Origin of the sequence: Chlorobium ferrooxidans DSM 13031 (assembly GCF_000168715.1) — a bacterium.
GTDB lineage: Bacteria > Bacteroidota > Chlorobiia > Chlorobiales > Chlorobiaceae > Chlorobium > Chlorobium ferrooxidans.
In genome coordinates this window covers 48687-61838 of sequence record NZ_AASE01000005.1, presented here as the reverse complement: position 1 = coordinate 61838, position 13152 = coordinate 48687, and the positions used below count along the sequence as shown (strand labels likewise).

General features: G+C 49.4%; 8 protein-coding genes and 1 CRISPR repeat array. Of the genes, 4 read left to right on the top strand and 4 right to left on the bottom strand.

The annotated features are described in order from the left end of the window. The first annotated feature begins 5 nt into the window (after positions 1-5). The 4 genes from CFERDRAFT_RS04345 to CFERDRAFT_RS04330 all read left to right on the top strand — a co-directional run bounded on the left by CFERDRAFT_RS04345 (position 6) and on the right by CFERDRAFT_RS04330 (position 2641). Complete coding sequence (locus tag CFERDRAFT_RS04345) at positions 6-1208, top strand: argininosuccinate synthase (RefSeq protein ID WP_006365995.1); 1203 nt, start codon at positions 6-8, stop codon at positions 1206-1208. A 306-nt stretch (positions 1209-1514) separates the two neighbouring features. Then, the gene (locus CFERDRAFT_RS04340; protein WP_040433132.1) at positions 1515-2003 is read left to right on the top strand and encodes a DnaA N-terminal domain-containing protein; all 489 of its coding nucleotides are present in this window, start codon (positions 1515-1517) and stop codon (positions 2001-2003) included. A gap of 32 nt (positions 2004-2035) precedes the next feature. Further along, complete coding sequence (locus CFERDRAFT_RS04335; RefSeq protein ID WP_040433130.1) at positions 2036-2254, top strand: hypothetical protein; 219 nt, start codon at positions 2036-2038, stop codon at positions 2252-2254. 57 nt (positions 2255-2311) lie between these two features. Continuing rightward, positions 2312-2641, top strand: coding sequence for a hypothetical protein (locus CFERDRAFT_RS04330; protein WP_050770630.1), 330 nt, complete (start codon positions 2312-2314; stop codon positions 2639-2641). Between the two features lie 35 nt (positions 2642-2676). Here the strand turns inward: CFERDRAFT_RS04330 and CFERDRAFT_RS04325 are convergent, their stop codons facing one another. The 4 genes from CFERDRAFT_RS04325 to csy3 all read right to left on the bottom strand — a co-directional run bounded on the left by CFERDRAFT_RS04325 (position 2677) and on the right by csy3 (position 13124). After that, a complete protein-coding gene (locus CFERDRAFT_RS04325) occupies positions 2677-3015 on the bottom strand; it encodes a zinc ribbon domain-containing protein YjdM (protein ID WP_006365993.1) in 339 nt (112 codons plus the stop codon). Positions 3016-3200: 185 nt separating this feature from the next. Beyond that, complete coding sequence (locus CFERDRAFT_RS04320) at positions 3201-4301, bottom strand: glycerol dehydrogenase (protein ID WP_006365992.1); 1101 nt, start codon at positions 4299-4301, stop codon at positions 3201-3203. A gap of 506 nt (positions 4302-4807) precedes the next feature. Further along, positions 4808-11382: a CRISPR direct-repeat array (repeat unit 28 nt; unit sequence TTTCTAAGCTGCCTGTCCGGCAGTGAAC). Between the two features lie 130 nt (positions 11383-11512). Further along, positions 11513-12073, bottom strand: coding sequence for a type I-F CRISPR-associated endoribonuclease Cas6/Csy4 (cas6f, locus tag CFERDRAFT_RS04315; protein WP_006366022.1), 561 nt, complete (start codon positions 12071-12073; stop codon positions 11513-11515). 4 nt (positions 12074-12077) lie between these two features. Continuing rightward, complete coding sequence (gene csy3 / locus CFERDRAFT_RS04310) at positions 12078-13124, bottom strand: type I-F CRISPR-associated protein Csy3 (RefSeq protein ID WP_006365991.1); 1047 nt, start codon at positions 13122-13124, stop codon at positions 12078-12080. Positions 13125-13152 lie beyond the last annotated feature (28 nt).

The window sequence follows — 13152 nt, the reverse complement described above, 5'->3', positions numbered from 1 at the left end:
CTGATATGAGCAAGGAAAAAATTGCAATAGCCTACTCGGGCGGACTCGATACCTCCGTCATGATCAAATGGCTGAAAGACAAATACGATGCCGAAATCGTGGCCGTAACCGGCAACCTCGGCCAGACCAAAGAGATCGAGGGCCTTGAGAGCAAGGCATTGTCGACAGGTGCATCAAAATTCCAGTTTGTTGACCTCCGCAAGGAGTTTGTCGAAGAGTACATCTGGCGCGCACTCAAGGCCGGTGCACTCTATGAGGATGTCTACCCGCTTGCCACGGCTCTTGGACGCCCGCTGCTTGCCAAAGCCCTCGTGGATGCCGCGCTTGCTGAAGATTGCACCATGCTGGCTCACGGTTGCACCGGTAAAGGCAACGATCAGGTCCGCTTTGAAGTAACCTTCGCCTCTCTTGCGCCGCACCTCAAGGTGCTTGCTCCGCTTCGTGAATGGGAGTTCACCTCACGGGAGGCTGAGATCGCCTATGCCCTTGAGCACAACATTCCGGTATCGGCCACCAAGAAAAGCCCCTACTCGATTGACGAGAACATCTGGGGTATCAGTATCGAATGCGGAGTGCTTGAAAATCCGATGGTTGCTCCTCCCGAGGATGCCTATCAGATCACCACGTCACCTGAAAAAGCGCCCGATACTCCAACTGTTGTGGAGATTGAGTTCGAAAAAGGTATTCCGGTTTCGCTTGACGGCAAAAAAATGAGCGGCCTGGACCTCATCATCCGCCTGAACGAGATCGGCGCAAAGAACGGTGTCGGACGGCTTGATATGATCGAGAACCGTGTGGTCGGTATCAAATCAAGAGAGATCTACGAAGCTCCGGCAGCCACAATCCTCCACTTTGCCCATCGCGAACTGGAGAGACTGACACTCGAAAAATCGGTCTTCCAGTACAAGAAGAACATCAGCCAGGACTATGCCAACCTGATCTACAACGGCACCTGGTTCTCACCGATGAGAAAGGCGCTTGATGCTTTCGTCAACGAAACACAGCACCCGGTAACCGGACTTGTGCGCCTGAAACTCTACAAGGGCGGCGTCACCCTTCTCGGCAGGAACTCGCCATACTCGCTCTACAACGAAGAGCTGGCCACCTATACTGAAGCCGACACCTTCAACCACAAGGCTGCCGCAGGCTTTATCCATCTCTACGGGCTTGGACTGAAAACCTTCAGTGAAGTCAATCCCGGCTATTGATCCCCGGCCATCAGCAAAAACGCGCAGGCACACCAATGCGCCTGCGCGTTAACTGATTGTTCCCCAAACCGATACAGAGAGATTTCTGCACTCCCCCTGCATTTACTGCCATGGAAAAGTGTAAACCACGTCTGAAAGAGCAACAACTTTTTGCCATTGCTCTTTGTTCGTTAATAATCACTATATTGTTACCCGATCCGGTGTATTAACAAAGAAACAGCAATCAGCTATATTTCATCGCAGACACAAGGTTTAAGTTATTAATAGCCACGATTACGACACTGCGCCAGCCTTCAGGAGTTAAATATGAGCATTACCTCAAAGGCGTTTATCAAGTATCCGCAAACACAAAAGAAGCAAGATACCTCAAAAGCACAACAGGTATGGGATACTTGCATGGTAACCATAAAAGAAAAAACAGACCCACTGGAGTTCAAAACATGGTTCTCCCCGATCAAACCATTAAGCTTCTCCGGACACGAACTGACAATTGAGGTACCGAGCCAATTTTTCTATGATTGGATTGCTAAAAACTACTCATCCGTATTAAAAGCGGTTATCAATGATGTAATCAGCCCGAATTCAAGATTGATCTATTCTATCTCCAAAGATAAATCACAAGGTGGGACGGTTACGACTGGAATTTCCGATGAAGCCGATACTTTGATTGCAATCGCACAAACGTCATTTGTCATGGCTGCAGGGAAGGCTGTTGAAGAAAATGATAGACTTGGCATTACTACGCATGGCTCAATCTGCGGTCAATTGCTTGTTCGCGAACACTCCAAACAATAAACTCACTCAACATACGCTAATCCAGCACACATATGGCAAAGTGGATGTGGATTATCGCTGGTCCGAATGGTGCCGGTAAATCCGGTTTTGCTGAAACCTTTCTCAAGAACCTTGGCGATCATGGCCTTGTTAAACTCAACGCTGATGAACGGACGCTCGAACTTCGAAAACAGTTTCCAGACGACCCACCAAACCACCTCAATCTGAAAGCCGCCATTGCAGTTGGTGCCGAAGTTGATAACTGCATATAAGCCGGACAAAGTTTTGTCGTTGAAACGGTGTTATCAACGGGCAAATACAGGGATGACGTGACCAAAGCAAAGGCCCGTGGCTTCAAATTCGGACTAATTTATATATCACTTTATCCCCCGGAATTGTCACCGCTGCGTGTCAGCGAACGCGTCGAAAAAGGAGGACATTCCGTAGATGCAGCAAAAGCAATTGAACGTCACAGGACGTCCCATGAACAATTACGCTGGTTTGCTCCACAAGCCGATCTTTTTATGGTGTTCGACAACAGCAGTTGCGAAGGCAAACCCGTTCTGCTTGCTTCAAGAAAAAATGGAGAGCCATTGAATTATCTTGCGCCCGGTATAAATCCGTCGGTTGACCTTGCTTTGGCTGACAGTTTTAAATGATCGTACAATGTCATAAATAAAGCGTCCAGACCAATTCAGGCTTTCTTTACAAATTCCGACTTCAACTCCATCGCGCCAAAGCCATCAATTTTACAGTCAATGTTGTGGTCACCCTCGATGAGACGGATGTTCTTCACCTTCGTGCCGCCCTTGATCGGCGATGAAGAGCCCTTGACCTTGAGATCCTTGATCACCGTAACCGTGTCGCCATCCTGCAAAACGGTACCATTCGCATCCTTCCAGACACGCACCTTCTCATCAGCAGCACCGGACAAAGCCGTCCATTCATGGGCACACTCAGGGCAGGTCAACAGTCCCCCGACCTCATAGGTATATTCAGAGTTACATTTCGGGCAGTTAGGCAAGTCACTCATGATGCTCCTGTTTCAAGATTTAACAGCAAAAACTTTTGCGACATAATAAGAATTTTCAACAAAAGGGTTCCCGAAAACATCACACCATACCAATCATTTTTCATAAACCAGACACTCCGCTCTCCCTTCTCTTCCGTCCGGAAAAGTGTACGGCGCGATAACCGTAAAACAGCAAAAATCGAGAGCTATGCGTTTTGCCTCTTTTTTCTCGATGCTCCGATAGCGTCAGCCATGAGCATGGCCTGAAGGACTTTTTCGGGGGTGATGCTGCCCGCTTCGTGATGAATGAATTCAGCGGGTGCACAGGCTTTTACTGCGGCAGGCATCAATCGTTCACGGTCGAAATCACGAAGACCGATATCGGCAAGGGTGGTTGGAAGGCCTACCTCCTCACAAAAAGCGTAGACCTGCTCCGATACATCCGGCGAGGCATCAGTGAGCTGAAGGCCTGCAAGCAAACCGAAAGCCACCTTCTCCCCGTGGTAAAAGGCGTGTGTTTCAGCCAGTGCCGTAAGACCGTTGTGAATGGAGTGGGCACTTGCAAGACCGCCACTCTCAAAACCGACTCCACTGAGCAGAATATTGGCCTCCACAATATGCTCCAGAGCTGGTGTTATGATGTGCTGCTTGGCAGCTATTCTTGCGCTCGGGCCATATTGAATAAGCGTATCATAACAGAGCCTTGCGAGGCTGAGCCCGGTCAGGGTGCTGAGGCCGCCGCACTCGTTTGATGATTGTGTCCTGCTGCATGAGTTTGCCTCGAACCAGGTCGCCAGTGCATCGCCCATACCGGCAACAAGAAAACGAACGGGTGCTTTTGCAATAATTTCGGTATCCACCAGCACGGCTGCCGGATTGGATTTCTGATAGCAGGCCGATTCATACACCCCCTCTTCAGTGTAGATAACGGCACAACCGCTGCACGGCGCGTCAGTGGAGGCGATGGTCGGCACAATAATAACCGGAATCCCCGCCCGGTCAGCAGCAATTTTCGCCGTATCAATTGTTTTGCCGCCTCCCATGCCGACAAGCACATCCGCCCTGTTCTCCGCAATAAGTGCAGCCACCCTCGACAGCTCCTTTTCACTGCACTCCCCGCCGAATCGTTCTGCTTGCAGCGAACTGCCCTTCAGATCGAGCCCGCTCTCAGGAAGAACGGCAGTATAAACAGAAGGAGAAGCAAGAATCATCCCCCTGTTGCCAAAGAGCCTGACAAGAGCCGGCAACTCTCCGAGAGCCCCTGCGCCCTGGATATACTTGCCCGGAAACAAAGCCTTCTGCAGCATAGGAGATCTCCTTCAGATAATCGCGTTGTCAAACCATATCAGAAAATATAACCAGAGAATAGCGTTTATCACCCCTTTTTATGCATGCACCGCTCTGTTTACCTGATTCAGGAATCATAGTCAAACCTCAATGCATAAAGGATTTGTTGTCAGTCGGGACGGAGAGTAGTTGGTTGAGGAATTCAAGGATCTCCCGCAAGCGGACTTGATCTGAAAAGCTCAATCTGGAATCCGTTTTGTTTGGTGAACTCTATACACCTCTACGCGATCATGACTTTTTCAGACAAGCGACTGTTGACGATGAAGCAGGAACAACCGTATGGCCGAATAGAGCAGACTTTGCCCCTGTCTTGCACAACGCATGGGATGAACACATCAAGGCCTTTGCAACCCAGATGCGCAAAGTCAAACATTCGTTTGGTCAATAATCAGCTATTCACTTTTGCCTCGCTAACGCAAGTGTACGAAATCATGAACGTCACTCCCCACATGCTCCGGCGAAATCATTTCTAAGCTGCCTGTCCGGCAGTGAACTCGTTGAACACGGTATAGTTATGGGTATCGCTTTTCTAAGCTGCCTGTCCGGCAGTGAACACAAGTACCCGGCCAGACCCCTTGAACTTTGCATTCTAAGCTGCCTGTCCGGCAGTGAACATGGCATCACCGAAGCAGCTTCGGATGCTTGATTTCTAAGCTGCCTGTCCGGCAGTGAACAACCCGCGCCCCGCCACTCTCCGACACTTTCCTTTCTAAGCTGCCTGTCCGGCAGTGAACGCTTTCTTGAAGGCTTTTGCAATATCTTCACATTTCTAAGCTGCCTGTCCGGCAGTGAACGTTACGTCGCCATCGGGGACCGGGAAGTCTACTTTCTAAGCTGCCTGTCCGGCAGTGAACCTTCTCATACATCAAATACTTCTAATCCTCATTTTCTAAGCTGCCTGTCCGGCAGTGAACCGAATGTGGTTTCTCCAATCCAGCTAGCCTGGTTTCTAAGCTGCCTGTCCGGCAGTGAACTTGTCGGGATGGCAAGCGAATTGATCGGCGGATTTCTAAGCTGCCTGTCCGGCAGTGAACAATTCCGCGGTTGACATGGTTGACCCGAAACCTTTCTAAGCTGCCTGTCCGGCAGTGAACCAGGGACGCCGCGAAGCTGCCCAGGCCTTGTCTTTCTAAGCTGCCTGTCCGGCAGTGAACACAAAGATGACCGGTACCCGTGCGATGCTTTCTTTCTAAGCTGCCTGTCCGGCAGTGAACTTGATGGATAAGATTGTGACGGGTTTGACGTCTTTCTAAGCTGCCTGTCCGGCAGTGAACTTCTTGCTAACCCAAAAATAGCAGGAATAATCTTTCTAAGCTGCCTGTCCGGCAGTGAACCTCGTTCGTTACAGACGATCCGTCTTTCGACCTTTCTAAGCTGCCTGTCCGGCAGTGAACACAAGGATGATGCCGATTGTGCAGCCGTTGATTTTCTAAGCTGCCTGTCCGGCAGTGAACCTCGGCTGTAAACTTGAATACTCTCGACAATGTTTCTAAGCTGCCTGTCCGGCAGTGAACATACAAAAGCTGTAAATGATGCTCAAATACTTATTTCTAAGCTGCCTGTCCGGCAGTGAACTCACTGCATTCGAGCATATAGTCGTAGTATCGTTTCTAAGCTGCCTGTCCGGCAGTGAACAAGTCATTGAATCAGTTACGTCCAAGAAACTTTTTCTAAGCTGCCTGTCCGGCAGTGAACGTTTTAGCTACACCTAAGGCTTTGGCGAGCTCTTTCTAAGCTGCCTGTCCGGCAGTGAACGAAAACGCTTTGACTGGTGATGCTCCGCGCTGTTTCTAAGCTGCCTGTCCGGCAGTGAACGCACAGCCCTCTCAACACTGCCACGCATCAAATTTCTAAGCTGCCTGTCCGGCAGTGAACTAACTGATCAACAATTTTACAAAAATCAAAATTTTCTAAGCTGCCTGTCCGGCAGTGAACCCAATCCCGGCATTGTTTCCGCCAAAAGTATATTTCTAAGCTGCCTGTCCGGCAGTGAACAACAATAACTGCATCGGTTCCATAACTGTGGATTTCTAAGCTGCCTGTCCGGCAGTGAACAATCAATGATGAAAAACCCCTTGAAATTGTATTTTCTAAGCTGCCTGTCCGGCAGTGAACTTTCAGTCAACTCAAGTTCCTGCATCATCGGTTTTCTAAGCTGCCTGTCCGGCAGTGAACATCATACCGTTAAAATCCATCTGCCGGAGAATTTTCTAAGCTGCCTGTCCGGCAGTGAACTCACTCCCATGTTTAAAGGTTCCATCCTCAGCTTTCTAAGCTGCCTGTCCGGCAGTGAACGACAGAGTACAAGCGGATTGCGACGCCTGCCATTTCTAAGCTGCCTGTCCGGCAGTGAACGACCTCATCAAACGCCGCCTTTATCTCGTCAATTTCTAAGCTGCCTGTCCGGCAGTGAACATACCATTTGCTGAGCAAGCGTGGCATAAAGTTTTCTAAGCTGCCTGTCCGGCAGTGAACTAGTAGTGAAATGGTTTCCGGAGTATCTCAGATTTCTAAGCTGCCTGTCCGGCAGTGAACGCACTGGCAGGGGTGAGACCGGCCTTTTTAAATTTCTAAGCTGCCTGTCCGGCAGTGAACTTGGCAATCAATCGCAATAAGCGACCCATTCTTTTCTAAGCTGCCTGTCCGGCAGTGAACTCAGGGCAAGTCTACAAGGCTGAATTGCACTGTTTCTAAGCTGCCTGTCCGGCAGTGAACTTCGAGTAGTTTGGCCTCGTCGGATATACGTTTTTCTAAGCTGCCTGTCCGGCAGTGAACATAATCTCAACTCAAAACGAATGGGCGAGGCATTTCTAAGCTGCCTGTCCGGCAGTGAACACTTGGCTGTTTTCAGCACCTCTTTTGTCTGATTTCTAAGCTGCCTGTCCGGCAGTGAACAATCTCATCCGTCGTCTCGCGCTCGACCTCCGTTTCTAAGCTGCCTGTCCGGCAGTGAACGGTCTGATTCGCCACCGAATACCGCATCAACCTTTCTAAGCTGCCTGTCCGGCAGTGAACTTATAAATCAGGAGCGCAGCAACCGCGATTCCTTTCTAAGCTGCCTGTCCGGCAGTGAACAAAAACCCATTCAGATTTTGATAACAATTATCTTTCTAAGCTGCCTGTCCGGCAGTGAACAGTTGCGCGGATCGCTTGAGACTTACGGCAACTTTCTAAGCTGCCTGTCCGGCAGTGAACGAGTCTGGAAAGATGTTCAGCGCTCGTTCTGATTTCTAAGCTGCCTGTCCGGCAGTGAACTTGTTGTAAGATAGGTTTTAGCCCCACTGATCTTTCTAAGCTGCCTGTCCGGCAGTGAACTGAAGATCCTCATGGAGATTGAGCAGCTATCGTTTCTAAGCTGCCTGTCCGGCAGTGAACGTCGCCAGTGCCGACCGCACTCTCAACGAACCTTTCTAAGCTGCCTGTCCGGCAGTGAACCCGGAGTGTCCGGATTGCTGTCGGGGGTTAATTTTCTAAGCTGCCTGTCCGGCAGTGAACTGCTGATGAAGCACTCCCCGGAGACACTTTCATTTCTAAGCTGCCTGTCCGGCAGTGAACTTCATGAACTTCACCAGTTGTGTAATCAATAATTTCTAAGCTGCCTGTCCGGCAGTGAACCCAGCCAAGCCTCCTGTCGTTTCTTCGGTGTCTTTCTAAGCTGCCTGTCCGGCAGTGAACGCCAAGTGATGGCATTAACTTCTGGATCAGGATTTCTAAGCTGCCTGTCCGGCAGTGAACAGATGTTCCCTGAGCATAGATTTCGTTATTCATTTCTAAGCTGCCTGTCCGGCAGTGAACTATTTCACTTCTGCCTTACCTTGGCCTCAAAATTTCTAAGCTGCCTGTCCGGCAGTGAACCTATAAGACCAGGTACACTGTAGACAGGCATTTTTCTAAGCTGCCTGTCCGGCAGTGAACTTAATTCACTCAGCGCAGGGTGCATTGTTCCTTTTCTAAGCTGCCTGTCCGGCAGTGAACCGTCCAGTGCCCGCCCGGAAACCGTTTATGCATTTCTAAGCTGCCTGTCCGGCAGTGAACCCAGGTTCTCACAAGCCGCCATTTCAGTAGCTTTTCTAAGCTGCCTGTCCGGCAGTGAACAGACCGGAAGCTATGAGCGAGCTCAATCTCCGTTTCTAAGCTGCCTGTCCGGCAGTGAACTCCGACAACCCATTAACCCCCGACAGCAATCCTTTCTAAGCTGCCTGTCCGGCAGTGAACACCGGGCAAGTCGTGGCCGGTTACGGGACAAATTTCTAAGCTGCCTGTCCGGCAGTGAACTGGAGGTGTAGACATTACATCGGCGGCATGGTTTTCTAAGCTGCCTGTCCGGCAGTGAACATGTGACTCGAACATCGTTACTTGCAGATTTTTTTCTAAGCTGCCTGTCCGGCAGTGAACCGGGACGGCAAGGAGAGTAACCGGGATCTTGCTTTCTAAGCTGCCTGTCCGGCAGTGAACACGGCTCAGGCGCAGGTGGATGCTCTGGTTGGTTTCTAAGCTGCCTGTCCGGCAGTGAACTCCACTTGTGCCATATCTACCCGCATCATATATTTCTAAGCTGCCTGTCCGGCAGTGAACTGAGGTTGTAGCACAAGAGCCCGCGAGTTTCCTTTCTAAGCTGCCTGTCCGGCAGTGAACGATTACGGGATGCTTGGTGTGCCATTCCGAAATTTCTAAGCTGCCTGTCCGGCAGTGAACGATTTATGGTTTTGTGTGCCCGTTGAGATCAATTTCTAAGCTGCCTGTCCGGCAGTGAACAACCCGCGATTGAGATAGAACTTTTTTGTAGGTTTCTAAGCTGCCTGTCCGGCAGTGAACAGCGTAAACGCAATGTCCGTTCCGGCCTTCCATTTCTAAGCTGCCTGTCCGGCAGTGAACCAGAGGTGTGTACGAGGCCACCGACTTTGGTATTTCTAAGCTGCCTGTCCGGCAGTGAACTGGGACAACTTCCAGAAATTCATGGGCGAACATTTCTAAGCTGCCTGTCCGGCAGTGAACTCGTTGAACACGGTATAGTTATGGGTATCGCTTTTCTAAGCTGCCTGTCCGGCAGTGAACCAGCAAGCAGATGCAGCAGTAAGAGCTACACATTTCTAAGCTGCCTGTCCGGCAGTGAACCCTATATGTTTCTGACCAGCTTGCCGCATTATTTTCTAAGCTGCCTGTCCGGCAGTGAACGTCTTTTTGCTGCACCTCCTATTGCAGCAGCGTTTCTAAGCTGCCTGTCCGGCAGTGAACCCGCCTGCAACTCAACATCGGTAAACGTCGGATTTCTAAGCTGCCTGTCCGGCAGTGAACGGTGGGCGTTGACTAATGGTAACCGGTACCTTTTTCTAAGCTGCCTGTCCGGCAGTGAACTGCCTCTCGGCACTTCTGCTAAATCATTACTATTTCTAAGCTGCCTGTCCGGCAGTGAACACCAGGGCGAAGCTTATAAAAAAGTTTACGGTTTTCTAAGCTGCCTGTCCGGCAGTGAACTCGAGGATGCGATCAAGAAGGCCTTGTGCAACTTTCTAAGCTGCCTGTCCGGCAGTGAACCCGGAAAAGGAGCAGCTCAGTTTTGTCGTCAATTTCTAAGCTGCCTGTCCGGCAGTGAACCCTATATGTTTCTGACAAGCTTGCCACACTATTTTCTAAGCTGCCTGTCCGGCAGTGAACTTATTTGCTTATGAGTTCAGAGGCCAGGCCGATTTCTAAGCTGCCTGTCCGGCAGTGAACTGTTGATGTGCCGGTGAATGATGTTGCCGAGTTTTCTAAGCTGCCTGTCCGGCAGTGAACGCAGTTCGAGGTAGATGGTCAGCCGGTCGAAATTTCTAAGCTGCCTGTCCGGCAGTGAACTTGAGGTTGTAGCACAAGAGCCCGCGAGTTTCCTTTCTAAGCTGCCTGTCCGGCAGTGAACGAATCCGCATTGCAAGAGTTCCGGGTATCGACTTTCTAAGCTGCCTGTCCGGCAGTGAACGGATACCGGCGCTTACAGTGTGCGTGTACAGCTTTCTAAGCTGCCTGTCCGGCAGTGAACAATAATTATGGAGCATCGATCCTTGAGGCGGTTTTTCTAAGCTGCCTGTCCGGCAGTGAACTTGAATTTATCGAACCATCCAGCAGCAATCCCATTTCTAAGCTGCCTGTCCGGCAGTGAACTCACTGCATTCGAGCATATAGTCGTAGTATCTTTTCTAAGCTGCCTGTCCGGCAGTGAACTTTTGATCCGTTTGCGCCGACACTTGCTCTCATTTCTAAGCTGCCTGTCCGGCAGTGAACCAGTTCTACCCGCAAAACCCCCGTATCAAACGTTTCTAAGCTGCCTGTCCGGCAGTGAACGCATAATCATTTTGGTTAAATCGTGGATAAAATTTCTAAGCTGCCTGTCCGGCAGTGAACATAGAATCTGCCAGAGTTGAAGCATTGATACATTTCTAAGCTGCCTGTCCGGCAGTGAACTAAATCAGCCTCTTCTGCCCGGACAACCTTGATTTCTAAGCTGCCTGTCCGGCAGTGAACGTAACGATGTTCGATTAACGTTAAGTTTCCCGGTTTCTAAGCTGCCTGTCCGGCAGTGAACAGCATATTCGGGACGTTTGTAGAAGACTTCTCCTTTCTAAGCTGCCTGTCCGGCAGTGAACGGAATTCATCAAGGTCTAGCGATCCATTGAGATTTCTAAGCTGCCTGTCCGGCAGTGAACGCTTATAACGATTTGCGTATTACTGTGCCTTGTTTTCTAAGCTGCCTGTCCGGCAGTGAACATGATCCGGCAACCAGCCTGTCCATATCCCTTTTTCTAAGCTGCCTGTCCGGCAGTGAACGACCATCCGTAAAATCGAAGAGGAAATCCTCGTTTCTAAGCTGCCTGTCCGGCAGTGAACTGTTGAGGCTGTTTCGGTAAGCAAGTCGGTCGTTTCTAAGCTGCCTGTCCGGCAGTGAACTTTTGAAGATGATCAAATCGGAGCGGGGACTTTTTCTAAGCTGCCTGTCCGGCAGTGAACGCTGAGCGGCGGTTCGGGGATACCGTTGTTCCTTTCTAAGCTGCCTGTCCGGCAGTGAACTACAAATATTTTCAAATAAACCATTCTCCAAAAAGAGTTTATCTGGTTATTTAAGCGAAACACCCTTTTTGGAGAATGATCTTTTTACCCTGATCTATTAACGAGCAACAGGATGCCGATAAAAAAAGGGTTAAAACATCGGGACGGTTGCCCCATTGCTTAAAGCATAGGCATTAAATGTGCCAGTCACAGGATTTTCCGCTATCTGCTGATCAATAAATAACCGAAAAGATTGTCCAGTGCTGTCACTTTTCAATGTCACATAAGGCAGGGTTAATTGTTTCTGAATAGAATCCGGAATATGGGTCAGTGCATCTTCATCAGAAAGTTGATGACGCTTGATTTGTCGTCGCCTTATTCGCTCCGCACTGCTTTTACATTGTATCCGCTTCACCGAAACATGCCTGACTCTCGTTGGCACCTCTTGAACATCACCCACACGCAGATGATCCAGAAGTGCTGCCAATGAAAGATTGTTTATCAAATATTTTATATGAACTTCCCTGCCATGCAATCTTAATCGCTCTCCGAGTCGGTTTCTCTTATTGTCGAAGTCAGGAAAACTCACACCAATATCGGTGCTGCCCGTCTGAACCAGAGCCTTGTGCAACTTGTTGTAAAGGAGATTCATAATGATGCTTGCAGGAAACTCCGGGTCAGGGAGAATCCGAAACTCTATATAATGACTCATATTTTCACTCCTTTTCGCTTTCGCCGAACACTCCGCCTCTTATCAGCGTTGCCATCACGAAATGCTGGGCTCCCTCTTCAGCGGGGGCTTTGTCGCGAGTTGCCCAGGCATCAAGTAAAGAATAGAAATCAGCTTTTTCTTTAGGTTGACGGTATGCTTTCCCAACAGTAGTGACAGAGCCATATGGTTCGACAGCAATAGGTCCTACACTATCTGGGTCGTTTGCGTTAGGATACCAAGTATCAATGGTACGCAAAGCATTACCGATTTTCTGGGAGTGCATGGCTGCAATATCTGCTATCGCATAGAGCGTTTTGCTCTTTTGGCCTTTGCCGGAACTCCCCTTATCTAAAATTAATTCCTGGCTTGGGTAAACTTCCTGACCATCTCCGATGCGAACAAAAGCCACGACATCCAATAACACATAACCATCACCCCCAAGCCCTGATTCAATTACGGTGCTTAAATCTTTTATGGCTTCATTGGACACCGGGGGAACGTCAAAATTACGCAATCCGAATTTCAAGGCATCGAAATCCCATGTTTTCGCATTCTCACCATCTCGGTTACTAACCAACACCTCAATAGCCTCTGCACCCAAACGATTGCGCCATAGAAACCGGCCATTGGCAAGATTGTAGGCATAGCGCAGTGAAAGTTCGCCAAATCCTTTTTCCTGCACATAACCCTGAACAATCTGGCTCAGTTTTTCTCTGTATGCTGAATTATTACAAGCTGAAGGAGTGCCAGCACCACCTAAAACCCGCAGGGTAAAGCGAACCTTCAGGGTATCACAATCATTTGGTAACGTTGCCACGTCCACACGCTGAAGATTCGGATTTTCAATGGCAGCATCAAGTTTTGCTGGATCGGAATCTTTAGCTTTAAGCCGATTAGAGATAGTACCGCGCACTGCTTTTTCACGAATTGTTATTGGTGGCCATTTGTGGGAATCAGATCGCTCTGCCCATTTTCCGGCAAAAAACAAGGCATCCGAAGGATCAAGTTTACGTTCAAAAGCCAATACTGAAGCGGTTTTAATGTCAGCCATGGTTCACCTTCTTTAAATTATTGCGGTT

Excerpts from the sequence above, each read along its gene's own strand:
- CFERDRAFT_RS04345 (WP_006365995.1), top strand. The coding sequence starts at position 6 with ATGAGCAAGGAAAAAATTGCAATAGCCTACTCGGGCGGACTCGATACC.
- CFERDRAFT_RS04340 (WP_040433132.1), top strand. The coding sequence starts at position 1,515 with ATGAGCATTACCTCAAAGGCGTTTATCAAGTATCCGCAAACACAAAAG.
- CFERDRAFT_RS04335 (WP_040433130.1), top strand. The coding sequence starts at position 2,036 with ATGGCAAAGTGGATGTGGATTATCGCTGGTCCGAATGGTGCCGGTAAA.
- CFERDRAFT_RS04325 (WP_006365993.1), bottom strand. The coding sequence starts at position 3,015 with ATGAGTGACTTGCCTAACTGCCCGAAATGTAACTCTGAATATACCTAT.
- CFERDRAFT_RS04320 (WP_006365992.1), bottom strand. The coding sequence starts at position 4,301 with ATGCTGCAGAAGGCTTTGTTTCCGGGCAAGTATATCCAGGGCGCAGGG.
- cas6f (WP_006366022.1), bottom strand. The coding sequence starts at position 12,073 with ATGAGTCATTATATAGAGTTTCGGATTCTCCCTGACCCGGAGTTTCCT.
- csy3 (WP_006365991.1), bottom strand. The coding sequence starts at position 13,124 with ATGGCTGACATTAAAACCGCTTCAGTATTGGCTTTTGAACGTAAACTT.